Source organism: Paenibacillus sp. J22R67 (assembly GCF_059692175.1).
Genome location: NZ_JCAUAX010000001.1, coordinates 723,839 through 750,411, shown reverse-complemented (window position 1 = coordinate 750,411; position 26,573 = coordinate 723,839). Strand labels below are relative to the sequence as shown.

Here is a 26,573-nt window from a genome sequence, read left to right as displayed (position 1 = left end):
TTGAGATGCATGGTCTTTTTGTTGTTCTTGCCATAAATGTTCATGGGCCAAGTCCACAACCGCATATACTTTAGTTGAATAATGATGCGAAAAGAGGGATAACCATGAGTATGAAACCCATTGATTTCCTTGCCGTCGTCCGGAGCTGTATACCTCAAGAAGCAGAAATTGTGCAGCTGCAGCAGCAGGGGAATCCCGCGGCGATTTTGTATGCGGATGTTGACGGTGACGGCTCTCCCGAAATCACGGCGATGTATAGATTTTTAGATAACCAGTACCTATTCTCAATTAAGGATTATTCCGGTAACTGGTTTCCTATTGCATCAGCAGCCACGGGAAGAATTAGGGAAGTGACGGATTTTGCCGCAGCGCCGGTTTCACGCAGAGAAGGCTGGGATGTGATCATCGGCTGGCAGCAGGAGGGTAGGGGCACAGATGCGGGCTCTGAGCTCGATATCATCCAATGGACGTCAAGCGGGTTTCAGCGGATGATTCCGCCGGGAACTACGTACAATCATTTGGAGATTGAGGATATGCCAACCCGGGAAGGTAAAGACGGCTTGTGCGAACTCGCACTTTGGGTGAAAGAGCAGAATCAAGCATACCAGGTGCAGACGTACCGCTGGGATCCATATAGGCTTGTTCCGACGCAGGACGTTCATCCTTATTATTTTCAGCGAGTCAGCCGCTACTACGAGGACTTAGTACGTGATCAACCGGATGAGCCGGCTTACAGGAGTCTTCTGGAAGATGCCAAGAAGAAGGTGGGCGGCGACGGTAGCGCATGAGCTGGAGGATTGTGGAAACAGCTGATTAAGCAGGAGGATCGTGCAAGAAGAGGAATAAGAGGTGGGCTAGAAGGCCTCCTTTTGTGTTGTCTGGGCCGTCTCGAAAGTAGAGTTATCTACTTGGGGCGGCCTTTTGTGCGTTAGGATGGATGAGCATCCGAATGTTGAATTCAAAGGTCGAGCGGGAGGAAGGGGAACTATGGTCCTCTAATTTGACCTATGAGGTCCGTTATGCCAGTATTTACTGGAATAACACCCTGTAGTTCCCCCTAAAGCATAAAATTGCCGATATTGGCCAAATAGAGGCTTGTAGTTCCCTTTATTTTGCGTAGGAGCTAGAGTGTCTGTTTTAGCCTAGGTACTTGAATGTACTGTGAAAAAACTCTTACTAGTCAAAAAAGTGGCCAGCTTATCTGTTTCATCCGTTTCATTGGACGAAATCCAAGGAATTAAGGAATTTGCTGCCTTGTAAGCAGTTTCCATTGGATGAAATCCAATGCAAGAAGCAGTTTAGTCGTTGAAATGATGTTTTCATTGGAATCCATCCAACGAAAAGAGTCATTTACAGCCTAACGAGACTGCTTCATTGGATTTCCTCCAACGAAACCAAGAAGACAAGCCGTTTTTTCGGCACAAATAGTCCATGTCGTAATTTCTTATCTTTTTTGTCCTAATGTTAGACTAAAAATCCTATTATTCCTATGCTACATTTATGTAGGATGTCTTAATATTACATGTAGCGATGAGGTAATGAGATGAGCAAAACATTGAAAATCGGCATTATTGGCGGCGGCGGTATTGCTGGCGCACATGTAAGAGCCTACCGAGAGCTGGCTGATGTAGAGATTGTAGCGGTTGCAGATGCTGTTCCAGGCAAAGCGGCGCAATTCATTGATTTTTGGCAGCTTACAACGGCCCAAGCCTTTGATGATTACCGACAGCTGCTGGAGTTAGACCTTGACGGAGTAAGTATTTGTACCCCCAACGTGGCTCACCACCGCACAACGGTAGATGCCTTGCTGGCAGGTAAAAATGTCATGCTTGAAAAGCCGATGTCCGTTACGTTGGATGAAGCGGTAGAAATGGCGCAAACTGCGAAAAAGACAGGCTTCATGCTTAATGTTGGCTTCCAACCGAGGTATGATCCGAACATGAAAACCATTCAAGATGTGGTTCAGTCCGGTCAACTTGGCAAAGTGTACTATGTGGAAACTGGCGGCGGACGTCGTAGAGGGATGCCTGGCGGTACATTTATCTCCAAGGAAATTGCCGGTGCTGGCGCAATGGCTGATATTGGCTGCTACTCGCTCGATATGGCACTTAATGCGATAGGATATCCGAAACCGCTTACCGTATCCGCTTACAGTTCTAACTTTTTTGGTACGAACCCTTTGTATCATAAAGAAGCAGCACGCTTCGATGTTGAGGATTTCGGTGTTGCGATGATCCGCTTTGAAGGCGATCTCGTACTGAATTTCAAAATCTCATGGGCGATGCACATGGATACGTTAGGACCGACCCTGTTCCTTGGAACCGATGGCGGACTTAAAGTGACGCCTGCTGGTAAAGGTCCATGGAGTGGCGTATTTGATGGATCTGTAGGATCTATCACATACTTCCATGATGTTCTTGGACATCATACCGAAAGTCAAATCCCGATCATCGAACATAGCAAGAATTTGTTTAACGAAAAAGTTCGCGATTTTGTGGAAGCGGTTCGTGACGGCAAGCCTGCGCCGATTCCAGGGGAGCAAATCGTCCGGAATCAAGCGGTTATTGACGGTATTATCCGTTCCTCTCTTTTGAAACGCGAAGTTACCATTGAACTTCCTAATTAATTCATAATAAAATTCAACCTACTTGGAGGTAATCTTATGTCACGTATTTTCCGTATTGGTATCATTGGTTGCGGTGGAATTGCAAATGGTAAGCATCTGCCAAGCTTGAGCAAGCTGAAAAATATTGAAATTGTCGCATTCTGTGACATCGTTAGCGAGCGCGCAGAAAAGGCAGCTGACAAATACGGCGCAGAAGGCGCTACAGTTTATGAAGATTACAAAGAACTGCTAACAGATGCAACGATTGATATCGTGCATGTTCTTACTCCGAATGACTCTCATGCGGAAATTGCTATTGCAGCTTTGGAAGCTGGCAAACATGTTATGTGTGAGAAGCCGATGGCGAAAACGGCAGCAGATGCCAAACGTATGGCCGAAACAGCTAAACGTACAGGCAAGAAGCTAACAATTGGCTACAACAACCGTTTCCGTGCGGATAGCCAGCATTTGAAACGCGTTTGTGAGCAAGGTGAGCTTGGCGAAATTTATTTTGCTAAAGCGCATGCGATTCGCCGACGTGCAGTTCCGACATGGGGTGTATTCCTCGATGAAGAAAAACAAGGCGGAGGCCCGCTAATTGATATCGGGACACACGCTTTGGACTTGACGCTTTGGATGATGGACAACTACAAACCGAAAGTTGTGCTCGGAACGTCCTACCACGAATTGTCCCAGAAGGAGAATGCCGCTAACGCATGGGGTCCATGGGATCCGAGCAAGTTCACGGTAGAAGATTCCGCATTCGGGATGATCGTGATGGAAAATGGAGCGACAATTATGCTGGAATCCAGCTGGGCTCTGAACACGCTTGAAGTCGACGAGGCGAAGTGCTCGCTGAGCGGAACGGAAGGCGGAGCAGACATGAAGGGCGGACTTCGTATCAATGGCGAGAAACATAGCCGTTTGTATACAACAGAAGTCGATCTGAAAGCTGGCGGAGTTGCTTTTTATGACGGGGCCAAAGAAAGTGATGCCGATCTGGAAATGCGTACTTGGATCAAAGCGATTGAAACGGACGCAGAGCCTGTCGTAACACCTGAGCAAGCCTACGTTGTTTCGCAAATTTTGGAAGCTATTTATGAATCGGCGCGTACAGGAAAAGCAGTTTACTTGAATAACTAGAAAATAGAAAAGGGGAGGCTGCCGCCTCTCTTTTTTTTGCCAACATTTGAAAAAATGCTGTAAAAAAGAGTATGCTTGAACTACTCTGGTGTCTAAGAAAGGATGGATGTAGGGATGGATTTGGGGTTGAAGGGGAAAGTAGCCTTAATTACAGGCGGGAGCAAAGGGATTGGTCTAGCGACTGCGATCACGTTATCTCGTGAGGGTGCGAAGGTTGCTATTTGTGCGAGGAATGAGGAGCAGCTGCAAGAAGCTGCCAAACATATTGCGAAATTGACCGAAAGCCGTGTGCTTACGATTCAAGCAGATGTCATGTCTGAAGAAGATTGCAAACGCGCTATCGAGCAAACGGTTGAAGCATTCGGAGGCATTGATATTCTGGTAAATAATGCCGGGACTTCCGCAGCGAAACCTTTTGAACAGGTGGAAACGGAGGTTTGGCGACAGGATTTGGAACTGAAATTGTTCGGAGCGATTCATTGCTCCCGTTATGCGATTCCTTATATGCGGCAAGCCGGAGGCGGATCCATTGTGAATCTTACGACGTCTGCTGCCAAAACACCGCCAGCTTCTTCCTTGCCCACTAGTGTCAGCCGCGCAGCGGGACTAGCTTTAACTAACGCGATGAGCAAGGATCTTGCTGGGGCTGGCATTCGTGTTAACACCGTGTGTATCGGGAAGATTCGCAGTGATCAGCTGGAAAAAGCCTGGAAACGGGAAGCGCCTGAGCTCACATGGGAGGAGTATGCAAGTGATGCAAGGCATGCCATCCCGCTAGGACGTATCGGCAATGCGGAGGAAGCAGCGAATGTGATCACCTTCCTATCCTCACAAGCCGCTTCCTATGTGACGGGAACTTCGGTCAATATTGATGGTGGCAAAGGCGAAGCTTTGTAAAACATGCTATCTTATCGGCTCTTTATTCGTTTATGAATAAGGGGCTTTTTGGCGACTATGCAAATAGAAGTGCATAATGAAAGAAAGGGGTGAACATCTGAATGAAGCTAAGTGTGTTAGATCTTGTTCCCGTTATTGCCCCTGCAGATGTGGGTACTGCTTATGAGCAAGCCGTCAAGCTGGCCAGACAAGCCGAACAATGGGGCTATTCGCGCTACTGGGCCGCTGAGCACCACGATATGCCCGTGCTTGCTTGTACATCGACTGAGGTTCTCTTGTCGCATATCGGTGCGAGAACTGAACATATTCGCATCGGTTCAGGTGCACTGCTGCTGCCACATTATAAGCCAATGAAGGTGGCAGAAAGCTTTCATATGCTAGCTGCCTTATACCCAGGCAGGATTGATCTTGGCATCGGGCGGGCACCCGGTGGTTCAGCCAATGCCGCGATCGCGCTAAGCGGCAACTTCTTGGAAAACGTTCGGCAGCTGCCAGAGACGTTGAGGTCGTTAATGGCCTTACTGGAAGGCCGGTTTCAGTGCGAGGGGCAACCGGTAACAGCAAGGCCGGTGCCTCCTATTGCGCCGGAAGTGTGGATGCTCGGTACAAACACGAAAAGCGCAGCATTAGCTGCTGAGCATGGGACTGGCTACGTATTCGGCCAGTTTATGAGCGACAGCGATGCTAATGAAGTAGTGCGAGGCTACCGGGAGCGTTTCGTGCCGTCCGCACAAGGGAAGGACCCCCGCGTCATCATCGCGGTAGGAGTAGTTTGCGCTGATTCGGTGGAGGAAGCGCGGGCACTAGCAGCTGGCATACCTTGGCTGCAGGGTGCAGAATTTCAGCCCCAGCGCAAAGTACTCATCGGCACACCGGCTAGCGTGCGCGAGCAGTTGGAGCTGATCGCACGCGAGTGTGAGGTCGACGAATTTCTTCTGGTCACGCCAGTTGCAAATTATGAGCAGAGACTGAGGTCTTATGAACTCGTGAGCTCGATCATTTCCTGACAGCTTCTTTCAGAGCAATATAACCCTGTAGTAGGAGGCTGTCGATTCATTGTGGACAGTTATAGATAGATGGAAAAACTACCGTTAATCTGTACTGCAGAGTGGCAGGGAGCGAAATAACGGTAGGAACTCCAGCTAAATGGTTAGCAAAAAAGGCTGCATCCCTAGTAGATATCCTACTGGAGATGCAGCCTTTGATACTTATTTGCGAGCCCTATAAGACATGTTACGCGCGGCGTTTTTTACGTAAATACCAGACTAACATGGAAATGGCGTCCCGGATTGAAGCGGTTTGGTAATACCTGAGTGTCAATGTCATAAGCAAGAAACCTCCCTAACCCTGAAAGTATGTCATGCATGAACAGTACTACGTAAAAAGTCTCAGGATGGTTTTATTTTTTTTTAATAATCTTTTAACACTGTTTTTTAAACAAATACCTCTACTTTCTGGATTAAACTTTCCGCTAGAAAGTTGGATAATAAACATGTAAGCGTTATCCAAAATTGATCGGCTCACTTAGGGGAGGAATAGAGATGAAAAAAGTGTTCACTTTAGCTCTGTCGCTATCCATCATGTTTACTGCGGCAGCATGCTCGTCAAGCACGAATACGCCAGCACCTGCGGCCAGCGCCGAACCATCCAAAGCAGCAGTGGCAACAACAGCACCTAGCAAAGATCCAGTTAAACTTCGCGTTGCTTGGTGGGGTGGGCAAGCGCGTCACGATTACACGTTAAAAGTTATCGAGATGTATGAGAAACAGAACCCGAACGTAAAGATTGAAGCGGAATACGCGCCATTTGACGACTACTGGAAAAAGCTTGCTCCGCAAGCCTCGGCCAATCAGCTCCCGGATGTTATTCAGATGGATATCTCCTATCTAACACAATACGGCGGCAAAAATCAGTTGGCTGATATGACGCCTTATACCAAAAACGGCCTTATCGATGTTTCCTCCATTTCCCCGAATAATATTTCCGGTGGTGAAGTAGGCGGTAAGTTAGTAGCGATGAACCTAGGGGTGAACGCCCTAGCAACAACAATTGATGTAAATACGTTCAAAAGCTTAGGCATTCCTACACCAACCAAAGAGTGGACTTGGGATGATTATGATGCAGTTGCGGCAAAAGCGAAAGCTGGCGGCAAACAAATCGGTGGTTTTGCGCTTCATCATGAGGTTTTCTTCCCGTATTACCTGCGTTCTGTCGATCAAAAAATGTATAATGCAGACGGTACAGCTCTTGGCTACACCGATGATAAGCCGTTCGTTGATTACTTCAAACGTTATCAGAAATGGTACGAAGCTGGCAATATCCTTTCCCTTGATAAAGAATCACAGAAGAAAGGTGTAGCTGAGGAAGATGAAATTTTGCTGAACAACGCCGTAACCGGCAATGGTTGGTCCAATCAATTCTTGGCTGTTGCCAACTTGGTGAAAGACCGTCCGCTTGAGTTGTTCCCACTTCCTGGACGCAACGGCAATAAAGGCTTATTCTTGAAGCCAAGTATGTACTTCTCGATTGCGAATAGTTCCAAGCAAAAAGAAGAAGCAGCGAAATTCATATCCTTCTTCGTGAACGATATTGAAGCCAATAAATTGATCAAAGGCGACCGTGGTGTGCCTGTTTCCTCCAAAGTGAAAGATGCACTCAAACCGCTGCTGTCACCGAACGAAGTGAAAATCTTTGATTATGTGGCATGGGCTGAGCAAAACAGTTCCCAAATGGATCCTCCGAACCCGGTTGGTTCCATCGAAGTCGAGAAATTGCTCAAAGCAACAAGCGAGCAAATCTTGTATAAGAAAACGAGCGTAGAAGAAGCCGCTGCGAAATTCCGCAAGGATGCTAACGCTGTTCTGGAAAAAAATAAAGCGAAGTAAAACGAAAGACCGGAATTCCCTAGAAATGAGGGGACCGGTCTTTTTTTCTCTTGACAGGTTAAACGTTTCAAATTAAGCTAATAGAGTATGTTAAACGTTTAACAAAACGGAGTTGAAATAGGGATGACCAAGCCCAAACAAGTCACCATTGTGGAAGTGGCCGAAGCAGCAGGTGTGTCGATTGCCACCGTCTCCAATGTGTTGAATCGAGGTGGTATTCGCTCGTCGAAAGAGACGATTCGCAAAGTTGAATTGGCTGCTGAACAACTGGGGTATCGACGCAACACGATGGCAGCAGGATTAAGCAGCAGCAAGACTTATGAAATCGGTCTCATTATTCCAGCACTGGGAAGTTATTATGGACAGCTTGCCGAGCATTTGCAGATTGAAGCGCATCAGGCAGGGTATCACTTATCTGTTTTTTCTTCGGGAGGTTTTGACCCGGATATTGAACGCAGGCACTTGGAAGTTTTGCTGCAGCGGAGAGTTGACGGTTTAATTTGCCACGGTTTAGCGATGGGCTTTGAAACGACGCGCTCCATTGTCAACAGCGGAACACCGTTAGTGCTGATTAATGGGTGGGGCTGGCCAGCGGACATAGCGACTGGTGCCGTTAATCTTGGATTTGCGGGAGCTTGCTTAAAGTCCGTCAAGGTGCTTGCTGAGCATGGCTGCGAAGCCATTTGCTACTTAGGCAGCAAACGCTCGAAAGTCATTGATGAACAGCGTCTAATCGGGTTTAATGCTGGTATGGCGCAATTCGGAGGAGATATATACCAAGAAATCGTGGATACGATGGGGTTGGATATCGAAGCCTATCTGCGTGATCTCATGCAGCGGCAAGCTAAGCCTGTTGGCATTGTCGCATTTGATGATCATGTGGCATTGAGAGTATTATCTGCGGCTAATAAGCTGCACATTGATATTCCTAACCGCTTACGGCTTATTGGGATTAACAACGATTATATTGCGAAAGAAAGCTATCCTGGCATTTCTAGCTGGGACATTCCTTATGACGATCAAGCACAAATGGCCATTCATAAGTTGATGCAGAAAATTGGTAATAAAGCGGAGACTGGCGAAGAACGCGAAATCGAGGTCCCTCTTACTTTTATAGAACGCGGTACAACCAAACTACAGTAAACGGAGTGAATCATTCATGTGGAAACAAGCCATTGAAGATGCTTTACAGAAAACGAAAGTGAACATTGAACGTTTTGGGGATTTATTTCCTCATGTCAGCGAAAATGATGTGTATCACCTGAATCCGAATACGGATTGGACGGACGGCTTCTGGTCCGGTATTTTGTGGCTGGGCTACCAATACAGCGGCGACACTTCTTTTCAAGAGGCTGCTCAGAAAACGGTTGCAAGCTTTAAGAAAAGATTGGAAGACAATGTCGCTCTAGATCACCATGATATCGGCTTCTTATATTCCCTTTCATCCAAAGCGCAGTGGATCATTGAAAAAGATGAGAATGCGAAACAGCTTACTCTACAGGCAGCCGACGTATTGATGAAACGCTGGAGACCGAAAGGTCAGTATATTCAAGCTTGGGGTCGTGAAGGCGATGAGCATAACGGAGGCCGCATTATCATTGACTGCATGATGAATTTGCCGCTCTTGTACTGGGCTTACGAACAAACGGGCGACGCGAAATACAAAGAAGTTGCTGTCATTCATGCTGATTTAAGCCGCCGTTATTTGGTGCGTGGAGACGATTCCTCTTTCCATACGTTCTATTTTGATCAAGAAAACGGTGAGCCGCTGCATGGTGGAACAGCGCAAGGATATAGCGACGGTTCGACATGGACTCGCGGTCAAGCATGGGGTATTTATGGGTTCGCGCTTTCGTACCACTATACGAAAAATCCGCTTTACTTAGAAACAGCGAAACGTCTGGCTCGGTATTTCTTTGACCGTCTGCCGCAGGACGATGTTGTATACTGGGATTTCAATGCGCCAGTGAACGAAGAAACGAAACGCGACAGCTCCGCTTCGGCGATTGCTTCAGCAGGAGCGCTTGAGTTGTTGGAACATTTGGCTGCTGATGATGCTGACCGTGCTTATTTGGAAAATGCGATTCAACGCTCCATGGCTGGACTTGTAAAATCTTACGCGACAATTGGTAAGCCTGATGCACAAGGTTTCATTGAGCGCGGCTCCTACAGTGTTCGTGGCGGCAACGCGCCTGACGACTTCATGATTTGGGGAGATTATTACTACCTGGAAGCGCTTGTGCGTATGGAGAAAGGAATCAAAGGTTACTGGTATGAATAATCAAGCCTCAACAAGCAGTACCCGTTCTTACTGGGTGCAAACCATGCTTCGGATTGCGGATCCCGTTCTTGCGGCATTGGCAGATAAAAAATTGCGGGCTTCCATGCCTGTTGAAAATAAAAAAGAAGAGCAGCGCCAGTACTCGCATCTGGAGGCTTTTGCCCGTACGCTCGTCGGTATCGCGCCATGGCTGGAAAATCCTGCGCAGAATGCGGAGGAGGAAAAGCTTCGGACACACTACGTAGAACTTGTGCGTGCAGGTCTGGATGCAGCGACAGATCCCGAGTCGCCTGATTTCATGAACTTTAGCCAAGGCTTTCAGCCGATTGTGGACACTGCTTTTCTATCCCATGCCATTCTCAGAGCTCCTAACACACTTTGGCATGGACTAGAAGGCCGTGTTCAGAGCAATTTGGTGCAAGCTTTGAAAGCGACGAGAACACGCAAGCCGGGGTTCAACAATTGGCTGCTGTTCGCCGCAATGACCGAAACCGCGCTCCGATTTATGGGTGAGGATTGGGATCAGATGCGTGTGGATTTTGCTCTCAAGCAGCATGAGCAGTGGTACCTCGGAGACGGCATGTACGGCGATGGCCCTCATTATCATGCGGACTACTACAACAGCTTCGTGATTCAGCCTATGCTGGTTGATATCATTGAGCATGTGGATACGCACTATGAAGATTGGGCAGTTATGCGCAAGGATATACTTGCCCGCGCGCAGCGTTATGCCGCTGTTCAGGAGCGTTCCATCTCTCCAGAGGGTACGTTCCCTGTCATTGGCAGGTCGCTTGCTTACCGGTTCGGCGCATTTCAGTCGCTAGCCCAAACAGCGCTGCGCCGCGAATTGCCGGTCGGTGTTTCTCCCGCTGGGGTTAGATGCGCATTAAGCGCCATGATCCGGCGTCTGATCGAAGCTCCGGGCACTTTCGACGAAAAGGGCTGGCTGACGATCGGTCTATGCGGTCACCAGCCTGAGCTTGGAGAGCCTTACATCTCAACGGGCAGCCTATACCTGTGCTCGGCTGTATTCCTGCCGCTCGGCTTGCCGGCAGATGATGCGTTCTGGCAAGATGCTGATGCGCCTTGGACCTCGCAGAAGGTTTGGTCCGGGCAAACCGTTGCCATTGATAAAGCGATTTAAGTTAGGATATCCAATAAGCGCCTTGTTTCCTAGTGAAACAGGCGCTTTTTTCCTGTATACTAAACTTCATTAGTTCCTTTATCCCCAAGCAGCCTGAATAGTCAATTGTGGATAACTTTGGTGAGCCAGAAGAAAGTAGCGTGACAGTCTTGAATCAAGATTATCAATTAACGGTAGAAGAAGTGCTGGGTAGACCCTTCTTTCAGCAAGCCTATATCGCTGCAGGACAAGAGGGCTTACAGCGACTAGTGCGCTGGGTACATATCATAGAAGTGATTCAGTTTGGAGAGCTGCTGCAAGGCGGAGAGATGATTCTGACAACAGGAGCCGCTTTCAAGAGCGATACCAAGCTGTTTATGCTCTATTTGGAGCAGCTTATTAATAATAAAGTATCCTGTCTCTGCATTGAGATGGGTCATTATTTGAGTTCGATTCCGCAAGATTGGATCGATGCGGCGGAAGGCTGCGGGCTTCCTCTGATCATTTTCCCTCAAGCGGTGCGCTTTATCGACATTACGCAAGATATTCATGCACACATCATCAACCAACATCATAAAGCACTCCAGGATCTGGAGAAAATTTCACGTGAGTTCCATCGCATGACCTTATCCTCACAAGGCGTATCCCACGTGCTGGGGCTGCTACAGAGCAGTACAAAAGCCCAAGTCATCTACATCCCTCAGGATGGCCAACCCAAATTTATTCCTCAGATGGGGAGTCGTGAGACAACGCAATGGCTGGAAATTCTGAATAGCCACATAGAACTTGATACAACTTCCAGAAATACAGGATCTCCCGTTGTTTTCGAATTTGAAGGCCAGACGGTTATCGTGCAGCCTGTTGGCGCGATGGGTAAGACCTGGGCTAATATTATCCTCGTTCTAGGTCGTAAACCGCAGGAGTATGAGTACTTGATTCTGGACTCTGCCTCTTTGTCAATCGCGCAGGATTTATTGCGCAAACGATATATGGAAGAGCGCAAACTATACTCGCAAACTTTATGGGTAGACGATCTGCTTCATCTGCGAATTCGTGACGAGGAACAGGTCAAAGTCTTGATTGGTCATGGTTTTAAACAACTGAATGAACTTCCTTATCATGTTATTTTAATTGAGTTTGAACATAGACAAATCGAGGATCAATCCGTTCTTGAAGACGGTGATGGCATAGAATCTGCAGGTATTCACCTTTCGTTAGCCGCACGATCCATATTTGAGCAGCACAGGTTTCATCCCTTATTAACTTTGAAAAATAACCGGCTTGTTGTTGTAGCTTTTGACAAAACGTCCAAACGGCCAGCCAAAGAGCGACTCCAGCTAGTGTTTCAGTCGCTGCAGCTCTTGAAAGCTGAGGAAGAGATGGAACTGACAATCGGAGTTGGTCAAAGCAACCGCAGCTTCTTGCAGGCGCATCAAAGCTATCAAGAAGCGCTTCAAGCAATTTCCCTTGCTCCGACGCTCCGGGGTAAGGTGCAGTTTTTTGATGAACTTGGCGTCTTTCAACTGCTCTTTCACATTACCGATAAGCAAATTCTGCAGTCCTTCGTTCGCACTTATTTAGGGCCGATCCTCGATTATGATCAAACGAAAGGCAGCGAGCTGTTGCGCACCCTTAAGGTGTATCTGGACAGCGATGGGTCTAAGCAGGTTGCTGCCCAACAGCTTTTTATCGTAAGGCAATCGCTCTATTACCGCTTAGAGAAAATAGAGGAGCTGCTTGGCGCCGACTATATGCTCCCTGAGAAACGATTGGCGCTGCAAGTTGGTATCAGGGCCTATCAGCTGCTTCATCCTGAACTTAAATTGTGAAAAAAAAGCGGACAGATTCTTTACAATTTGTCTAATGGCACAAGAACGGATCCCTCTTATACTTGGAACTATCAAGTGAAGACGGATCCTTTTTCAGGGGTCCCTAGGAGAGGTAGATGCAGAATGATTATTGGGGTTCCTAAGGAAATAAAAAATAACGAGTTTCGTGTAGGCATGACGCCTAGCTCCGTGCTTTCTTATACCAAAGCAGGGCATGAAGTTTTAGTAGAAACTATGGCAGGTCACAGCATCGGGTTCACGAATGAAGATTACGTACAAGCAGGGGCGACGATCGTAGCTGCAGCAGCGGACGTTTGGTCAGCTGAAATGGTTGTCAAAGTGAAAGAACCGCTCCCTGAGGAGTATGGTTACTTCCACGAAGGTTTGATTTTGTATACGTATCTTCACCTTGCACCTGAGGCTGAACTGACGCATGCTCTAGCGCGTAACAAAGTAACCGCAATTGCCTATGAGACTATTCAGCTCGACAATGGCAGTCTGCCACTATTGACGCCAATGAGTGAAGTAGCAGGTCGCATGTCTGTCCAAATCGGCGCGCATTTCTTGGAGAAAGCCCATGGCGGCAAAGGGATTCTGCTCGGCGGCGTACCCGGTGTTGAGCCTGGGAAAGTAGCCGTCATCGGCGGTGGAATCGTAGGAGCAAACGCAGCGAAAATGGCAATTGGATTAGGCGCCGATGTAACAATCGTTGACTTGAATCCGGATCGTTTGCGCCAATTGGATGACCTCTTCCAAGGACGTGTGAAAACGATGATGTCTAGTCCATATAACATCGCGGAAGTCGTGCGACAAGCTGATCTGGTAGTAGGCGCTGTATTGATTCCTGGCGCACGTGCACCACGTTTGGTGACCGAAGAGATGGTCAAAACGATGAGTCCAGGCAGCGTAATTGTGGACGTTGCAATCGACCAAGGCGGCTCCATTGAGACGATTGATCGCATCACAACGCATGACCAACCGACTTACGAGAAGCATGGAGTCATTCACTATGCGGTAGCGAATATGCCTGGTGCCGTAGCTCGCACATCTACATTGGCGTTAACGAATGTGACTACTCCGTATGGTTTGCAAATTGCCAGCAAAGGGTATATACGCGCAGCACTGGATAATAAAGCCATTGCCAAAGGGATTAATGTTGTAGCTGGGCATGTTACTTACAAGGCTGTCGCTGAGGCGCATGGCTACGAATATACGGATATTCATTCGCTTTTACAATAAGGGATTGACGCCTTTCCTACATGGATAGGCGTTTTTTTGTGCTAATGGGATAAGTTACATAAGGGTATGATAATCGCAAACGACTTTAACCGAGGAGATTATGATGCCTGCCAAAATCAGTTATATCAATGTAATTGCTATTATAGGCGGTTCCACAATTATTGCTTTCGGGATGAACTACTTCAATCTCGCTAATGGGCTGGCAGAAGGGGGGATTACTGGACTCGCCCTTTTGCTCAAATATGTCTTAGGCTGGAACCCGGCATGGTCAAACCTGTTGATTAACATTCCGCTCATCCTCTTGGGTTGGAAAATGCTGGGGCGCATCAGCTTCATTTATACCGTTGTAGGCATGATATCCGTTTCGCTGTTTTTGTGGCTGTTTGAGCGCTTCTCCATGCCCCTGCCGGACCCATTGCTAGCTTCTCTCTATGCTGGAGCAATTGTAGGGTTAGGTTTTGGTATTGTGTTTCGTTTTGAAGGGATGACGGAGGGAACCGATATCATCGCACGAATGATGCAAAAACATTACGGAATCGGTATAGCCAAAACGATATTCGGCATCGATTTCATCGTCCTGTTACTTTCTCTGATTTACCTGGATTTGACGCGAGCCATGTATACGCTTGTTGCAATCATAGTAGGTGCTAGAGTGATTGATTTCGTGCTGGAAGGGGCATCAGGCGCTCGATCTGCTTTTATCATTACAGATAAACCTGAGCAGACGGCAACAGCGATTATGACCGAGCTGCAGCGAGGGATCACTTTTCTCGAAGGTAAAGGCGGTTATACGGGGCTGCAGCGGGAAGTTATTTACTGTATCGTAAGCCGGAAAGAAATCATTAAGCTCAAATCGCTTGTTCATCGCATTGACGCCGCTGCATTTGTCTCCTTCAGCGATGTGAGGGAAGTGGTTGGCAATGGATTCGCCCGGCATGAGTCCTAACATATGATGGATTTAAATATGGGAACTTGAGGACGCTATATGGGGGAGTTTGGTAAAAAGAACAATTTTCTTAAGGAATAGGGTCCTGTAGTTCCCCTAAGTGGGACATAACCGCATCATCACGAAATTCACATCTCATTTGGGTTTGCCACAATAGAACCTATAACAAAAAAGCTGCACGTTCAGGATTAACCTGAAAGCGCAGCTTTTATAGATTTATTTTAGAACGCTGGAACGATAGCGCCTTTGTATTTGTCTTCAATGAACTTTTTCGTATCAGCGGAGTTCAATTCTTTAGCAAGCTTTTGCATAGCTTCGGAATCCTTGTTGTCTGGACGAGCCACGAGAATGTTCACGTAAGGGGAATTTTTGTCCTCAATGAAAAGAGCATCCTTTGTAGGATTCAAATTCGCCTGAAGCGCGTAGTTCGTGTTGATAAGCGCTAGATCGAACTCACCGATCGTACGTGGCAGCATAGCTGGGTCAAGCTCTTTAATTTGAAGCTTTTTGCTGTTTTCTACGATGTCTTTCACGGTGCCTTTAATGCCAACGCCATCTTTCAGTTTGATCAAACCGTTTTTCTCCATCAACGCTAGCGCACGGCCTGCATTGGACGGGTCATTCGGGATGGCTACAGATGCGCCATCTTTCAATTCAGCCGCGGATTTCACTTTTTGAGAGTAAGCACCGAATGGCTCAATGTGCACGCCTACAACTTTTACAAGATTTTGCTTTTTATCGGCATTATATTGATCCAGGTAAGGTTGGTGTTGGAAAAAGTTTGCGTCTAATTGTTTTTCAAACACCTGCACATTCGGTTGTACATAATCGTTGAACTCGATGACTTCTAGGTTAACGCCTTGTGCTTTCATTTTTGCTTTGATGCCGTTCAAAATTTCAGCGTGTGGAACGGAAGATGCCCCAACTTTCAGCGTAACTTCTTTGGCAGGCGTCGTTGCTGCAGGTGTTCCAGAAGCAGCAGGGGCTGATCCCGCTTGATTCTCAGCAGGTTTTTGTCCACATGCGGCAAGCGTCAGGACGAAGAATAAAGCAACAAGTGAAACAGAAAGTTTTTTCATAATAGATGACCTCCAATAATCGATGATGTCTTATTTGCGGTTGTATTTGGTGACCATACGATCTCCAAACATTTGTAAAAGCTGAACGAAAAGGACAAGAATAACGACGGTGACGATCATAATATCCGTACGGAACCGCATATAGCCGTAGCGGAGCGCTAGATCGCCGAGCCCGCCTCCGCCTACGACGCCAGACATCGCGGAGTAGGAGAGCAGAGCAACAGCCGTTACTGTAACGGCTGAGATCAAGCCAGGGCGCGCTTCCGGCAGCAGAACGCGCCAGACGATTTGCCACGGCGTTGCGCCCATCGATTGAGCGGCTTCAATTACGCCGCTCTCGATCTCACGCAGCGCAGATTCGACCAGCCGCGCTAGGAATGGCGCGGCGGCGATAACGAGAGGCGGGATCGCGCCTTTCACGCCGATGGTGGTGTGCACGAGCACTTTCGTGATCGGAAACACCGAGATCATGAGAATGACGAACGGCACGGAGCGCAGGATGTTCACAATTAATGAGAGCACGCCATAAAGAGGAACATTTTGCAACAGCTGTCCTTTGGAAGTAAGGAATAAAATAATGCCAAGGGCTAAGCCGATAACGATGGTGAATAGGAGCGACCACCCCAACATGACAAGCGTATCGCCGGTTGCTTTTGCAATCTCAGCCCAGTTAATCTCCCAAGTCATATTCATGGGGTAATCACCTCCACATCCATTCCTTCTTGCTTCAATTTAGCAATCACAGTATCTATTTCCTCTTGTGGAGCGCCGGATAATTGCACGACCAACTGGCCGTATGGCACACCTTTCATCGAAGAAATGGTGCCTTGCATAATAGCGAAAGTCACATTCGTCAATTTGACCGTCTCGAAGAGAATGGGTTCATACGTTTTGGCACCGATATACGTAATCCGAATGACAGTTCCTTGCGCATTTCCTGGGTTCACGTTTGTATCGTCTTCCGTCATGCTGGTTGCGAAATCAGAGACTTGTCCAACAAAATCCTTCGTTACTGGATGCTGCGGTTGAAGGAAAACATCGAGCACTTTCCCTGTTTCCACGATCAAACCTTTCTCCATGACAGCAACGCGGTCACAAATCGCCCGAATCACCTGCATTTCATGCGTAATGAGCAGGATCGTAATGCCAAGCTTCCGATTAATATCGAGCAGCAAGGCGAGAATCGCATTCGTAGTCTGCGGATCAAGAGCAGAAGTAGCTTCGTCGCAGAGGAGAACGTCCGGGTGATTGGCCAGTGCTCTGGCAATACCAACACGCTGCTTCTGCCCGCCGGAGAGCTGGCTGGGATATTTGCCCGCATGGTCCTGCAGTCCAACCAATTCAAGCAGTTCTTTGATTCTTGCTGCAATCTCAGCTTGTCCCATACCAGCGAGTTTCAGTGGGAAAGCGATATTATCGGCAACCGTAGAGGAGGAGAGCAGATTGAAATGTTGAAAAATCATGCCGATCTTGCGGCGCTTTACTTGCAACTGTTTGGCATTTAAACTTGTCATGTCTTCACCATCGATAGAGATGCTTCCCGAGGTTGGACGTTCAAGTAAATTTACGCATCGCAGCAAGGTACTTTTCCCTGCGCCGGAGTGTCCGATGATGCCGAAGATTTCTCCGCGATCGATATGTAAATGGATCTGCTGGATGGCCGGTACACGTCCCGGTATATCCTCGTACACTTTTTGTAAGTTCTCGATATGAATCAGGATGAATACCTCCTATCCCAAGCAAATAATGGTGATTGTATATTTTGACCGACGGTAGATTATTTTATAAGAAATTGTAAAGGGAAGCAACAGCCAAAATATGAAAAATGAATGTTTCGGCATGCATTGACGATGCATATATTTGCATATAAACTTAAGTTAAACGTTTCAACTAAGAAAGAGAGCGCTTTATAAAACAGATGAAACGCTCTCTTTTATGAAGGACTCAAGGGGATGACAAATTTGACGAATTTGCAACAAAGACAAAATGAGATCAAATCAAAGGTTGCCGCAGCGGCATATCAACTGCCACGACTAGACAGCGGCTTCTTATTTCATCAAGATGTTCGTGACAATTTCTACTATGGTTCCTATCTATTTGCTGCATCACAAGAACAAGAGATTGCATTTGACGGAGACCGCCAATTGGCGCAAACCAAAGCAGAAGCCATTCTGCAGTGCTTACTTGAACTTCAGGATCAGGATGCGCAAAGCCCAACCTACGGCCATTGGCCGTTAAATTTAAAACCAACGCCGCAGGAAGCTTCTAAAAATACACTACCTGTGGAATTAATGGGAAGTTTAATGGTTTATTTTTATGATCAATACTCGGCAGTTCTAAGTGAGCCCTTGCAAAACTCATTCGAGGAAGCGCTTCAACATATCTATAAGAGCAACTTCTATCGCAAAAAGGTTGAGCATTACAACCATCACGAAGCCAAATACACAGCTGCCAAACTTATTTTTGGACAGCGCTATGAAGATAAGGATTTGCTGGAAGATGGCATCACGAGCTTACGCCTTACACGGAAACGGATCACCTCGATTGGCATGTCCGAGTACGGGGGGCTGCCGTGGTTCTGGCACTGGGTACAGGCATTTACCTGCGCATGGCAGCTAATGAAGGATCAAGAACTGAAAGATGAGCTCGCTCAGATGCTGGATTATTTATGGCGTGTGCGCTCGACGTATTATTTGGGAGGCGCTTGGGTTGGACCGCATTCGAGAATTTGGCCTCACGATATGCCTAGGGATACGAATGTCCTGCATGATTATGTGCAGTATGGGGACTTTACGCTGCCTGAGGAAATGCCGCGAACCGAATTTGCAGGTTTTCTTGCGTATGAAGCTCCGTCTGATGCTCGCCACCTCGCCCTGGACCGCAAAGCTCCAGTTGAAGTGAAATTCCGAATTCCCAAACAAGCGGGGACGGCTGCGAGCGAAGAGGATGTATGGCATAGCTATGTATATATCTCAGAAAGTTTTGCAGTAGGCGGTATCTACGAGCGCGTGCTCGAGTTTGACAATGAGCAGCATCGCTGGGACGTTTCGCTGCCCTTGGATGCTGTGCCAGGAGTCAATCATGCTTATTTTTTTCATCCAGCTCCTGGAAATAAAGAAGGAGATTTGCGGCATCAGAGCGAATTCTCAGAAGTGTTTTTTCACCGCAATACCGTCATTGCTGATTATCAAATCCCTGAGAACCACCAGGATCAAATTATTGGCTGTTTGCCGGCAGGAGAATGGGTGGAAGATGAGCATGCTTTGTTCGGCATTTGCGGTAATGTTTACATAGCTGTTTATGTTCAGCAATCGTATCAAAGGGAAGCGCGTGCCGACCGTTCCATTATTACGAGTAGTGGCAGCAAAAATGCTGTAGTTATCGAGTGTATCGACAAACAGGAAGCGATGAATAAGGGGATTGAGGGCGTACGCCAATTCGCAGACACGATGAAACAAAGACACCCGGAACATGCTCAGTCTGCAGAGAACGGTGCCGCATTGACCTACACAACGTTAAATGATGATGTACTTGTTTTCAAAAGCGGACCTAACCGCGAACTAGGCAGATTGGTAAATGGTCAAGCTGTTGATTTCGCTGCGTACAAGGCCCCTTTAAAATAAAATAAAAGAAAAGAGGAGTTATCATGCCATTAGTGGATATGCCATTAGAGAAGTTGCTCGCCTATGAGGGGCGTAATCCCCGCCCTGAAGATTTTGATGCTTATTGGGAACGGGCGATTGCTGAAATGAAAGCTGTTGATCCACAAATTGAGCTGCATCCTAGTGAATTTCAAGTGCCGTTTGCAGAATGCTTCGATCTGTACTTTACCGGCGTGAAAGGCGCACGTATCTATGCCAAATATATTCGTCCTAAGCACTCATCCGCTCCTCATCCAGCAATCGTACAATTTCATGGTTATTCAGGCAATTCCGGCGACTGGTCGGATAAAGTGCAATATGCTGCCTTAGGGTACTCGTTCTTCTCCATGGACTGCCGTGGGCAAGGGGGCTTATCCGAAGATGTAGGGGGCATGAAAGGGACTACACTAAGAGGTCATATCGTGCGCGGTTTGGATGATCATCCTGATCAATTATTATTCAGGGATATTTTCCTGGATACGGCGCAGCTGGCTGGTATTGCAATGAACATGCCAGAAGTGGATGCACAGCGCGTAGGGGCTATGGGAGGCTCACAAGGCGGAGCTCTGACGATTGCTTGCGCCGCATTGGAGCCGCGTATTAAGCGATTGGCGCCCGTATACCCATTCCTTAGCGACTATAAGCGCGTATGGGAAATGGATTTGGCGAAGGATGCGTATCAAGAGCTGAAGGACTTTTTCCGCCGCCATGATCCACAGCATAAGCGTGAAGAGGAAGTTTTCACTAAGCTTGGCTACATCGATATTCAAAATCTAGCGGAGCGAATTCAAGGGGAAGTCATGATGGCTGTAGGCTTATCTGATACAGTGTGCCCACCTTCAACGCAATTCGCAGCGTTCAACAAAATCAAATCTCCAAAAAGCTATGAGCTGTATCCAGATTTTGGACACGAAGGACTTCCGGGCTTCAATGATAAGACGCTCCAGTTCATGCTGGGTTTATAATGCAAAAAATGACTCTCCCATCAATAGGATGGGAAGTCATTTTTTAATGTCTATTAGGATTTGAAATGTACTACCGCACTGTAGAGCATTTTACCTGCATTCGGGTCGAATGTCGTGTGATGCTGAACGGCGAAAACACTCAGCAGCAGCGCTTTGTTATTATCGACTTGCACGTTAATTTGTTTCTCAAGCGTTCGCAAGTCATAGGCTTGAAAGAACTCAATTTTATTGTCAATACGGTCCAATATAAAATCCATATCTGTAATCCTCCTAGGCAACATATGTGAAAATTAGATGACTTCTCTATTATAACGTCAATATCTGATATAGGAAGTGGCTTTGAATAGGCGTATACTGTAGTGGGACGCCTAAGAGGATACAAATGTTCCTTCGGAATACTTATTATTCCAGACAACAAGTATTAGGAAGTGATGTCGTTTTGAAGTCAACAAGGTTATTAATTGATTTCCTGAAGCTGAAATGGCCGTTGTACATCGCAGCCGCATTGTCGATCTCTGTAGGCAACATCGTACATTCGTTTTACCCCAAGTTGCTAGGCGAGTTTACCGATCAGCTTAAGCTGGGGGGCTTGAGTAGAGATTTAATTGTAACCTACAGCGTGCAGCTCCTGATGATTGGTATTACATTCGGTGTATTAACAGCAATTGGACAGTATTTGATTATGCGAAATGGAAGACGATTCGAATTCGTCGCTAGAAACCGATTGTTTGATCATTTTACACTGCTGGGGGCTACTTTTTACTCTAAAAATGGTGTCGGCAAGCTGCTGAGTTATGTGATGAACGATGTGACTGTCATCCGGGAATCCATTTCCATGGGGATTAATCAGATTGTAAACTCGGTTATTTTAATTGTTGCAGTTGTTGTATCCATGCTTTTCAGTTCAATTCCGTTGTATTTAATTGCTGTATGTATTTTGCCTTTATTGCTCATCCCGATTCTGAGTGTGAAATTTCAACCTGTTATCAAAAATCGTTCCTTACAAGTTCAAGAAGCTTTAGGCAAAATGACAGAGTCAGCCGAAGAGCAGTTTGGCGGCATCCGTGTCACGAAGAAGTTCGCGGTCGAAGAGATCATGATTGGCAGGTTCAGTGCAACGGTGGACCGGATTCGCGATAATCAACTGAGACTCGTTCGTCTGTCTTCCCTATTTGAAGCACTAATACCGTTTCTGGGCGCAATATCGCTTATTATCGCGATTGCATTTGGGGGCTATTTGACGATTCAAGGCCGGATTACGATCGGGAATTTCGTTGAATTAACGCTATACATACGCATGATGGTCAACCCGCTTCAGCAGATCGGTCGCGTTATTAATGCCATGCAGCGGTCCAAAGCATCACTTGAGCGTATCAACGAGTTACTTGATTTGAAATCTGAAGTTGTGCAATCGGAGCTGGCGCGACCTTCCCATCTCGATCAAGAGGGCATTCGAATTGAGCATTTGTCCTTTGCTTATCCCGATGACGAAGATGAGGTGCTCCATGATATCTCGCTGACCATTGAGCCTGGTAAATCGATTGGCATTATCGGCAAAACAGGCAGCGGCAAATCGACTCTGGTGAAGCTGATGTTACGGATTTATGATCCTCCTGAGGGGACAGTTTGGATTGGGGATACCGACATTCGGGATGTGACCTTGGAGAGCCTGCGCAATCAAATCGCTTATGTGCCTCAAGAGGGCTTCCTGTTTAGCACAACCATTCGGGATAACATCGCCTTTTACAAACGGGAATTACCGCTTGAGCAAGTAGAACGTGCCGCCAAGAATGCGCAAATTCTGAACAGTATTACGTCTTTTCCCGAGAAGTTTGAAACGAAACTGGGTGAACGCGGAGTGACTTTGTCAGGCGGTCAACGTCAACGAACAAGTCTCGCCAGAGGTATCATCAAGGATTCACCGCTCATGATCCTGGATGATAGCGTTAGCGCAGTTGATTCTGTAACAGAGAAGCATATCATCGACACGATTCGTAAAGAACGTTCCAACAAAACAACGATCTGGATTGCACACCGGATATCAGCCTTGAAGCATACGGATGAGATTATTGTGCTTCACGAAGGTCGAATTGTTCAGCGCGGCACACATCAAGAACTTATCGCGCAGGAAGGCTTGTACGCCGAGCTTCATGCGATACAGGAAGGGGGCAACCACGATGTCGCGGAGTAAAGAGAGCAGCACCCATGAGCCGCAAGCGATGAAAACGTCCTTCCGCGCTTTATCTGTTTATGCGAAACCGCATAAATTTACATTTGCAGCTGTTCTGCTGTGCGCATTAATGGGTATCGCTGCTGACTTGTTTCAACCGTATCTCGTCAAGATCGCTATCGACGATAACTTGATGATCGGGAAAAATGATTATCACGGACTGCTGATGATTTGTCTGTTCTATGTAGGGCTTTCAGTGAGCTCCTTATTTTTCAGCTACTTACAGAACAACTTGCTGCAATTCGCTGGCCAAAGTATTGTGGCCAAAATCCGCAAGGATCTGTTCCAACACATTTTCAAACAGTCCATGTCTTATTATGACAAGACGCCTAGCGGCAGCCTCATTACGCATGTATCCAGCGATACAGAAACACTGAACCAGTTCTTCACGCAAGTTCTGTTAAGTCTAGTGCGCGATGGAATGACCTTGATTTTCATCATTGTGCTGATGTATCATCTGGATCCAACGTTAACGTTGTACAGTATGATCGTGATTCCAATCATAGCGATTATTGCTATAAGCTTCCGTACATATATGCGCAAAACGTATCAGCTTTCCAGGACGCGGTTGTCTCAAATGGTTGCGTTTGTGGCTGAAAATTTATCGGGCATGCATCTCATTCAAGCCTTTCACCAAGAGAATGAACAAATGAAACGTTTTGTGGATCGAAACTCAAGCTACTTTCAGGCCAACTTGCGGGAAATCCGCACGAACGTGTTATTTAACCGATCCTTCGATATTTTAGGAAATTTATCGGTAGCTTTTATCACCTGGGTTGGTGGAATGGCCGTATTCGATAAAACGATTGAGTTTGGTGTCCTTTATGCGTTTATCACGTATATTCGGCAGTTTTTTCAACCGATTAATAATATCACGCAGCAGTGGAATACCCTCCAGTCTACGACGGTGTCAATGAACCGGATTTGGAACATTTTTGCTACCCAGCCGGACGTGAATGACAAGCAGAATGCGATGACGATTCCGTTGCCTAAGGTCAAGGGCGAGATCCATTTTAACCATGTGAAGTTTGGCTATTTGAAGGATATCTCTGTTCTTGACGATCTTGAGCTAAGGATTGAGCCCGGTGAAATGATCGGAATTGTCGGTACGACGGGAGCGGGCAAAAGTTCGCTTATTTCCTTGCTCTGCCGCTTCTACGATGTGCGGGAAGGAAGCATCCGGATTGATGGCACGGACATTCGGGATATACCGCAGGCTAATTTGCATCGCATCGTAGGGTTGGTCCAGCAGGAGCCCTATTTATATGCCGGCAGCATTCTCGATAATGTGCGGATGTTTGATGAAACCGTGGCACGTGAGGATGTCATCAAGGCCTGCCAATTGGTTGGCGCGGACTCTCTGATAGCGAGGCTGAAGGATGGGTATGAGACGCGCATCTCAGAAAGAGGAAGCGGTTTATCTGCGGGTGAAAGGCAATTGATTTCATTTGCACGGATCATTGTTTTCCAGCCTAAAATATTGATCCTTGATGAAGCTACAGCGAATTTGGACTCCCAAACGGAGCAGCTGATCCAGTCGGCTCTGCAGATTGTTGCAGAGGGAAGAACAACACTGGTGATTGCCCACCGGATCTCGACGATTATTCACGCGAATCGCATTCTGGTCATGAGTCAAGGGCAAATTGTTGAAGAGGGCAACCACGCGGAATTACTTTCTCTGCATGGCTATTATGAGCAATTGTATCTGCACTCCCAAGGGAGTATGGACGCGGCGCAATCCATTTCTTAAACCTTATCAAGCTTTATCACCTTCCTATTGGACATGGTGATAAAGCTTTTTTTATCCTTTTTAATCTACCGATGGTTATTAAATGTCAGTATATGAATTATATATCATAAGTACTATTTAAATAGAATAATTGGTAAATTGTGTTGTTATATTTATTTTGCTGTACTATACTAATGTATAAAAATGTAAGGATTTTTGTCGACTTATGTCGAAGTAAGGAGGTTTTTGCTGGGGCGACGTTTTTCAAGCGTATTTTCTTTAAACGATTCTATCGATAGGAGAGGAAATTATGAGAGAGAGAAGATTGCCAAACGTACAGAAATTATTTCCTAGTGAGAATGGCAACGGGCAATCACGCCAAATGATTTTGCAATTAATGGAACAAATTTTGACTGGTGTCGATGTGCTGAAAAACCCGGATGGCGTCAACCTTAGCGGAGTGAAAGACCGCACAGACAGCTTTTATAACAACCTCATCCAAAATAGCGTTATCCCGGCTGACAGTATGCCCTTGGAGGAAGTTAATTCGGAGCTGCTGGAACTGCTGCACAATCATCCTTATCATACCAAATATTTTTTAACCAACATTTTACCGATGGCCAGCATACCAGGCATTCTGGGCATGCTTGCAGCGTTTATGGTTAATGGCAACAATCTGTGGGATGTGTACGGTCCTGCAGGTGCGGAGGCGGAAGTAAAAGTCATCAGCATGATGTCGAAATTAATCGGATATGATGCCATGAAAAGCGGTGGATACACAACGTGGGGCGGTCAGGGAGCCGTATTCTCAGGACTGCGTATAGCGATTGCCAAATTTGTTCCGGAGGCTTTGCAGAAAGGCGTTCCCGACAATTTATATGCATTTTGTTCCGATGCTGCCCATTACAGCTTATTCAAATCTGTGGAGGCAACGGGAATTGGAAGCGATAAATTGATCCGTGTTCGCACCAAGGCTGACAGTTCTATGGACGTGAGCGACTTGCAGCAGAAGATGGAGGAGGTTATCGCCCGAGGCGGAATCCCGGTCTATATTGTCGCAACGACAGGCACGACGGATGCCATGGGGATTGACGATTTGGAGCAAATCCAGGCAACAGCTGGCAAAGTTGCTGCTGAGTTTGGGCTTCAGAGACCGCACATCCACGCGGACTCGGCTTTAGGCGGATTTTTTGCTTTCTTCCAAGATTACGATTTCACGTCTAATCCGCTTGATTTCAAAGACGAGGTATTGCAGGCGCTAAAAGCCATACATAGCCGGATGAGACATTTGCATTTGGCGGATTCGCTTTGCTTTGATTTTCAAAAGCTGGGGCAAACGCCCTATCTGACAAGTCTTTTTCTCTTAAAAGAGGCCGCAGATTTATCTTTGATGGATCTGCATCCGGATGAAACGCCTTATGTCGGGCATCGTGGTTATGGTCAGTATCATACCGGATATACGTTGGAATGCTCTCGTATGGCTAGCTCTATTAGCATTTACAGCGCGCTTCTTGCATTTGGCATTCAAGGGTATCAGCAGCTCTTAGCTCAATTCGTTGAGGTTAATCTCGCGTTCCGAGAAGCGCTGCGTCTGGAAATTCCAGAGGCTGTCATTGTTAATGCGGATAATCCCGGTATTATCACATTATTTCGACTCTACCCAGATGGGAGCTCGCGCTTTCAGGAAGAGATTTCGGGTGCTTGCTCGCTAAATGAGCTTGAACGAACCAACAAGTTTAATGAAATCTTGTTTGAAGTTCTGGGGGATCAGCGAGACCGTATCTTTTTTGGCGACACCAAAAAGCATTTGCTGGTACCTACGAAAGAGGGGAGTTTTACGGCCTTATATGCGACCAAAATCTTTGTTATCTCTCCCTATACGGAGGTTAAACATGTACCAGAAATCGTGCAATATTTAAAAACATTCGTCTCGCAAGTCTATGAGAAATATGCTGAAACATCTACGATAAGTAGGAGGTAA

21 protein-coding genes are annotated in these 26,573 nt (G+C 46.7%); 17 read left to right on the top strand and 4 right to left on the bottom strand.

Annotated features, from left to right (window positions below; genetic code table 11):
- Positions 1-104 precede the first annotated feature (104 nt).
- From AC58VC_RS03680 to AC58VC_RS03625, 12 genes are all read left to right on the top strand, one after another.
- The gene (locus AC58VC_RS03680; protein ID WP_497367469.1) at positions 105-788 is read left to right on the top strand and encodes a hypothetical protein; all 684 of its coding nucleotides are present in this window, start codon (positions 105-107) and stop codon (positions 786-788) included.
- A gap of 755 nt (positions 789-1,543) precedes the next feature.
- Complete coding sequence (locus AC58VC_RS03675; protein WP_497367468.1) at positions 1,544-2,626, top strand: Gfo/Idh/MocA family protein; 1,083 nt, start codon at positions 1,544-1,546, stop codon at positions 2,624-2,626.
- 36 nt (positions 2,627-2,662) lie between these two features.
- A complete protein-coding gene (locus tag AC58VC_RS03670; protein ID WP_497367467.1) occupies positions 2,663-3,748 on the top strand; it encodes a Gfo/Idh/MocA family protein in 1,086 nt (361 codons plus the stop codon).
- Positions 3,749-3,862: 114 nt separating this feature from the next.
- Entirely contained in the window at positions 3,863-4,645 is a 783-nt protein-coding gene (locus AC58VC_RS03665; protein WP_497367466.1) for an SDR family NAD(P)-dependent oxidoreductase, read from the top strand.
- A 101-nt stretch (positions 4,646-4,746) separates the two neighbouring features.
- Positions 4,747-5,652, top strand: coding sequence for an LLM class flavin-dependent oxidoreductase (locus tag AC58VC_RS03660; protein ID WP_497367465.1), 906 nt, complete (start codon positions 4,747-4,749; stop codon positions 5,650-5,652).
- 534 nt (positions 5,653-6,186) lie between these two features.
- Positions 6,187-7,530: an ABC transporter substrate-binding protein gene (locus tag AC58VC_RS03655; protein WP_497367464.1), complete on the top strand. Its 1,344-nt coding sequence runs from the start codon at positions 6,187-6,189 to the stop codon at positions 7,528-7,530.
- Positions 7,531-7,653: 123 nt separating this feature from the next.
- Complete coding sequence (locus AC58VC_RS03650) at positions 7,654-8,673, top strand: LacI family DNA-binding transcriptional regulator (protein ID WP_497367463.1); 1,020 nt, start codon at positions 7,654-7,656, stop codon at positions 8,671-8,673.
- A 16-nt stretch (positions 8,674-8,689) separates the two neighbouring features.
- On the top strand, positions 8,690-9,811 hold the full coding sequence (locus tag AC58VC_RS03645) for a glycoside hydrolase family 88 protein (protein WP_497367462.1): 1,122 nt from the start codon (positions 8,690-8,692) through the stop codon (positions 9,809-9,811).
- On the top strand, positions 9,804-10,955 hold the full coding sequence (locus AC58VC_RS03640) for a DUF2264 domain-containing protein (protein WP_497367461.1): 1,152 nt from the start codon (positions 9,804-9,806) through the stop codon (positions 10,953-10,955). Before AC58VC_RS03645 ends, AC58VC_RS03640 begins: the two co-directional genes overlap by 8 nt.
- 140 nt (positions 10,956-11,095) lie before the next feature.
- Positions 11,096-12,763 carry a PucR family transcriptional regulator gene (locus AC58VC_RS03635; RefSeq protein ID WP_497367460.1) on the top strand — a complete coding sequence of 556 codons (1,668 nt, stop codon included), beginning with the start codon at positions 11,096-11,098 and terminating at the stop codon, positions 12,761-12,763.
- A gap of 123 nt (positions 12,764-12,886) precedes the next feature.
- Positions 12,887-14,002 carry an alanine dehydrogenase gene (gene ald, locus AC58VC_RS03630; RefSeq protein WP_497367459.1) on the top strand — a complete coding sequence of 372 codons (1,116 nt, stop codon included), beginning with the start codon at positions 12,887-12,889 and terminating at the stop codon, positions 14,000-14,002.
- Positions 14,003-14,105: 103 nt separating this feature from the next.
- The gene (locus AC58VC_RS03625) at positions 14,106-14,948 is read left to right on the top strand and encodes a YitT family protein (protein WP_497367458.1); all 843 of its coding nucleotides are present in this window, start codon (positions 14,106-14,108) and stop codon (positions 14,946-14,948) included.
- A gap of 221 nt (positions 14,949-15,169) precedes the next feature.
- Here AC58VC_RS03625 and AC58VC_RS03620 read toward each other — a convergent pair whose 3' ends face one another.
- From AC58VC_RS03620 to AC58VC_RS03610, 3 genes are read right to left on the bottom strand one after another with little or no spacing between them, the layout of a single operon-like run.
- Positions 15,170-16,027, bottom strand: coding sequence for a MetQ/NlpA family ABC transporter substrate-binding protein (locus tag AC58VC_RS03620; RefSeq protein WP_497367457.1), 858 nt, complete (start codon positions 16,025-16,027; stop codon positions 15,170-15,172).
- Positions 16,028-16,057: 30 nt separating this feature from the next.
- Positions 16,058-16,720 (bottom strand): methionine ABC transporter permease, encoded by a 663-nt coding sequence (locus tag AC58VC_RS03615; protein WP_497367456.1) that lies wholly within the window; start codon positions 16,718-16,720, stop codon positions 16,058-16,060.
- Positions 16,717-17,745: a methionine ABC transporter ATP-binding protein gene (locus AC58VC_RS03610; protein ID WP_497367895.1), complete on the bottom strand. Its 1,029-nt coding sequence runs from the start codon at positions 17,743-17,745 to the stop codon at positions 16,717-16,719. Before AC58VC_RS03610 ends, AC58VC_RS03615 begins: the two co-directional genes overlap by 4 nt.
- A gap of 234 nt (positions 17,746-17,979) precedes the next feature.
- On the opposite strand from AC58VC_RS03610, the gene AC58VC_RS03605 reads away from it, so the two are divergent.
- Complete coding sequence (locus AC58VC_RS03605) at positions 17,980-19,650, top strand: hypothetical protein (protein WP_497367455.1); 1,671 nt, start codon at positions 17,980-17,982, stop codon at positions 19,648-19,650.
- A 23-nt stretch (positions 19,651-19,673) separates the two neighbouring features.
- Positions 19,674-20,633, top strand: coding sequence for an acetylxylan esterase (locus tag AC58VC_RS03600; protein ID WP_497367454.1), 960 nt, complete (start codon positions 19,674-19,676; stop codon positions 20,631-20,633).
- A gap of 53 nt (positions 20,634-20,686) precedes the next feature.
- Here AC58VC_RS03600 and AC58VC_RS03595 read toward each other — a convergent pair whose 3' ends face one another.
- Positions 20,687-20,890 carry a YrzA family protein gene (locus AC58VC_RS03595; protein ID WP_161408336.1) on the bottom strand — a complete coding sequence of 68 codons (204 nt, stop codon included), beginning with the start codon at positions 20,888-20,890 and terminating at the stop codon, positions 20,687-20,689.
- A gap of 182 nt (positions 20,891-21,072) precedes the next feature.
- Here AC58VC_RS03595 and AC58VC_RS03590 point away from each other — a divergent pair, with 182 nt between their 5' ends.
- From AC58VC_RS03590 to AC58VC_RS03580, 3 genes are all read left to right on the top strand, one after another.
- Positions 21,073-22,824 carry an ABC transporter ATP-binding protein gene (locus tag AC58VC_RS03590; protein ID WP_497367453.1) on the top strand — a complete coding sequence of 584 codons (1,752 nt, stop codon included), beginning with the start codon at positions 21,073-21,075 and terminating at the stop codon, positions 22,822-22,824.
- Entirely contained in the window at positions 22,811-24,613 is a 1,803-nt protein-coding gene (locus tag AC58VC_RS03585) for an ABC transporter ATP-binding protein (protein ID WP_497367452.1), read from the top strand. The genes AC58VC_RS03590 and AC58VC_RS03585 overlap by 14 nt, the downstream gene beginning before the upstream one ends.
- A gap of 289 nt (positions 24,614-24,902) precedes the next feature.
- Entirely contained in the window at positions 24,903-26,573 is a 1,671-nt protein-coding gene (locus AC58VC_RS03580; RefSeq protein WP_497367451.1) for a pyridoxal phosphate-dependent decarboxylase family protein, read from the top strand.

What these genes read in the sequence shown, in the direction of transcription:
- AC58VC_RS03680 (WP_497367469.1), top strand. Translation starts at nt 105, where the DNA reads ATGAGTATGAAACCCATTGATTTCCTTGCCGTCGTCCGGAGCTGTATA.
- AC58VC_RS03675 (WP_497367468.1), top strand. Translation starts at nt 1,544, where the DNA reads ATGAGCAAAACATTGAAAATCGGCATTATTGGCGGCGGCGGTATTGCT.
- AC58VC_RS03670 (WP_497367467.1), top strand. Translation starts at nt 2,663, where the DNA reads ATGTCACGTATTTTCCGTATTGGTATCATTGGTTGCGGTGGAATTGCA.
- AC58VC_RS03665 (WP_497367466.1), top strand. Translation starts at nt 3,863, where the DNA reads ATGGATTTGGGGTTGAAGGGGAAAGTAGCCTTAATTACAGGCGGGAGC.
- AC58VC_RS03660 (WP_497367465.1), top strand. Translation starts at nt 4,747, where the DNA reads ATGAAGCTAAGTGTGTTAGATCTTGTTCCCGTTATTGCCCCTGCAGAT.
- AC58VC_RS03655 (WP_497367464.1), top strand. Translation starts at nt 6,187, where the DNA reads ATGAAAAAAGTGTTCACTTTAGCTCTGTCGCTATCCATCATGTTTACT.
- AC58VC_RS03650 (WP_497367463.1), top strand. Translation starts at nt 7,654, where the DNA reads ATGACCAAGCCCAAACAAGTCACCATTGTGGAAGTGGCCGAAGCAGCA.
- AC58VC_RS03645 (WP_497367462.1), top strand. Translation starts at nt 8,690, where the DNA reads ATGTGGAAACAAGCCATTGAAGATGCTTTACAGAAAACGAAAGTGAAC.
- AC58VC_RS03640 (WP_497367461.1), top strand. Translation starts at nt 9,804, where the DNA reads ATGAATAATCAAGCCTCAACAAGCAGTACCCGTTCTTACTGGGTGCAA.
- ald (WP_497367459.1), top strand. Translation starts at nt 12,887, where the DNA reads ATGATTATTGGGGTTCCTAAGGAAATAAAAAATAACGAGTTTCGTGTA.
- AC58VC_RS03625 (WP_497367458.1), top strand. Translation starts at nt 14,106, where the DNA reads ATGCCTGCCAAAATCAGTTATATCAATGTAATTGCTATTATAGGCGGT.
- AC58VC_RS03620 (WP_497367457.1), bottom strand. Translation starts at nt 16,027, where the DNA reads ATGAAAAAACTTTCTGTTTCACTTGTTGCTTTATTCTTCGTCCTGACG.
- AC58VC_RS03615 (WP_497367456.1), bottom strand. Translation starts at nt 16,720, where the DNA reads ATGAATATGACTTGGGAGATTAACTGGGCTGAGATTGCAAAAGCAACC.
- AC58VC_RS03605 (WP_497367455.1), top strand. Translation starts at nt 17,980, where the DNA reads ATGACAAATTTGACGAATTTGCAACAAAGACAAAATGAGATCAAATCA.
- AC58VC_RS03600 (WP_497367454.1), top strand. Translation starts at nt 19,674, where the DNA reads ATGCCATTAGTGGATATGCCATTAGAGAAGTTGCTCGCCTATGAGGGG.
- AC58VC_RS03595 (WP_161408336.1), bottom strand. Translation starts at nt 20,890, where the DNA reads ATGGATTTTATATTGGACCGTATTGACAATAAAATTGAGTTCTTTCAA.
- AC58VC_RS03585 (WP_497367452.1), top strand. Translation starts at nt 22,811, where the DNA reads ATGTCGCGGAGTAAAGAGAGCAGCACCCATGAGCCGCAAGCGATGAAA.
- AC58VC_RS03580 (WP_497367451.1), top strand. Translation starts at nt 24,903, where the DNA reads ATGAGAGAGAGAAGATTGCCAAACGTACAGAAATTATTTCCTAGTGAG.